General features: G+C 73.4%; 1 protein-coding gene. It reads right to left on the bottom strand.

Annotated features, from left to right (window positions below; translation table 11 throughout):
• A partial coding sequence (locus tag IJH84_RS11900; RefSeq protein WP_295144068.1) for an AAA family ATPase occupies positions 1 to 2,344 on the bottom strand: 2,344 nt, incomplete at both ends.

Here is a 2,344-nt window from a genome sequence, read left to right as displayed (position 1 = left end):
GGTAGGCGTCGCGCGCCTGCGACAGCACGACGTCCGCCTCCCGCCGCTTCCCGGCGCGGCGCAGCGTCTGGCCGTAGGGGAACAGCACCCGAGCCCGCTCGTACGGCAGTGGCAGCGAGCCCAGGTTCTCCAACGCGGTGTCGAACGCACGCCGGGCCGCATCCAGGTCGCCGCGGGCTCCTTCGATCCGCCCGCGCACGTAGCCGAGGCGGGCCAGCGTCGAGTGGTGGCCGCGTTCGGCGGCGAGTTCTTCTTGCGGGCGCAGGAAATCCTCCGCCTCGTCGGCCCGGTTGGTCACGATCAGCGCGTTGGCGTACACGTCGTGCCACGGCCAGAAGCCGGGTTCGTCGATGCCGCGCAAGTCCACCAGCGGGCGCAGGTTGCGCAGCACCGACTCGTAGTCCGCGCGGGCCTCCGCGCATTGCGCCTGCGCCAGCGCCGCCGGAATGATCATCACTTCGTAGGTGTGCGCCCCGGTGGCCGAGTGCCGCAGGTGCTCGTAGGCCGCGTCCCAGTCGCCGCGCAGCGCGTTGACCTGCGCGCCCGTCCAGTGCACCAGCGGGCGCACCAGTTCGAGGCCCGCGTCCTCGAGGTGTGCCGCTGCCGCGTTGACGGTGCGCAGTGCCTCGTCCCAGTCGCCGAGCACGAAATCCGCGCGGGCCAGCCACGCCTGCGCCCACAGCGAGATGCGGGTCGATCCCTGCTGGTATTCGGTCGGCACCGCGCCTTGCAGCGCGCGGCGCGCGGCCAGCGGATCGTCTTGGGCGAGCTTGAGCCAGCCCTGCCCCATCTGCACCCGCTGGGCCTGCGCGCCCGCGCGGACCCGGCTCGACGCGCTTTCGTACGCGGACAACGCCTGCGGAATCCGGCCGGTCGCGGCGAGTCCGAGTCCGAGGATCGCCTCGGACTCCACCACCGCCGGATCGTCCCGAGTGGTCAGCCGAACCGCCCGGCGGCTCCAGCGCACCAGTTCCACGCCGTCCCAGTGCCCGAGCGCGTGCAGCACCCGGCGCTGGCAGACCAGTGCGGCGATGTGCGGATCGTCGTCCGGGTCGCAGCGCTGCCACGCGCTGGTCAGCAGCGCCTCCGCCTCGGCGGGGCGGCCTTGCATGATGCCGAGGTAGGCCAGCACCGCATCGCGCAGCGCGCTCGGCGCGAACCCCTCCATGGCCGGGGTCAACGCCTGCGCCCGCGGAATGTCGCCCGCACCGGCCAGCGCGTCGACCGCGCGCACCAGGCGTCGCTCGCGGTCGGCGGGCTCGGGGCTGAGCCGCCCGGCGTCGATCAGCGCGTCACCGGCCGCCGACCACGCGCCGCGATCCGCCTGCCGGTCGGCGAACGAGTCCAGCTCGGCGGCCAGCCCGGCGTCCGGGAACGGGGTGAGCGCGACCCGGTGCGCGAACAGCTCCTGCTCGTCGTCGACCACCCGGGTCGCCGCGCGGTGCGCTTCCTGCCGCCGCAGCGGTGTGAGTCCGGAGTAGACGCACGCGCGCACCAGCTCGGAGGAGAACCGCAACGTGCGCAGTCCGCTACCTTCCGCGGGCAGCAGCACACCCGCCCGGGTCGCTTCGTCCAGCGCCGCGATCGGTTGCCGCACACCGGAAAGCTCCGCCGCGCGCGCGAACGGCACGCTCACACCGAGCACCGCGGCCGCCTCGACCAACGTCCGCGTCGGCTCCGCCCAATCCCGCATGGTGCGCGCGATCCCGCTGATCAGCGCGCGTGGCGCGGGCAGGTTCGACGGCCAGCCGCGCCACGTTTCCGGCGGCAGTTCACGCAGGAGTGCGCGGATGTGGCCGGGATTTCCGCCGGTGTGCGCGGAAAGCCGCCGAGCAGTGGCGGGAGCGAGATCGACTCCGGCGTCGCGCAGCGCGAACTCGCGCACGTCCGCCGCGCTCATCGGACCTATGTGGACGGTGGATTGCCGTTGGTGCGCGAGGAAATCCCGTACTTGTGGCGAACTGTCCTGATCCTCGTCGGCGACCAGCAGGGTCAGCACCTGCTCACCGCTCATCCGCCGCTCCGCCGAGGCCAGCGCGCGCAGCGACTCCGGATCGGCCCAATGCGCGTCATCGACCAGCACGATCAGCGGCTGCCGCTGCGCCCAGGTCGACAGCAGCCGGGTGCCTTCCTCGGCGGGGTCGCCGCCCGGCCGGTGCCCGGTGCCGCGCAGCAGGATCTCCAGCACGCCGAACGCCCGCGACTGCTCCCACTGGACACCGGAGGCCCGCAGCACCTGCACGTCTTCTTGATCGCGCAAGAAGTGCTCGACGACGGTGGTCTTGCCGGTGCCGGGCGGCCCGAGGACCAAGGTCAGCGACGGCTCGCCGGACCGCGCCTCGGC

Origin of the sequence: Saccharopolyspora sp., assembly GCF_017434145.1 — a bacterium.
GTDB lineage: Bacteria > Actinomycetota > Actinomycetes > Mycobacteriales > Pseudonocardiaceae > Saccharopolyspora_C > Saccharopolyspora_C galaxeae.
Note: the sequence above shows the minus strand (reverse complement) of the source record. Positions and strands in the feature narration are given on the sequence as shown.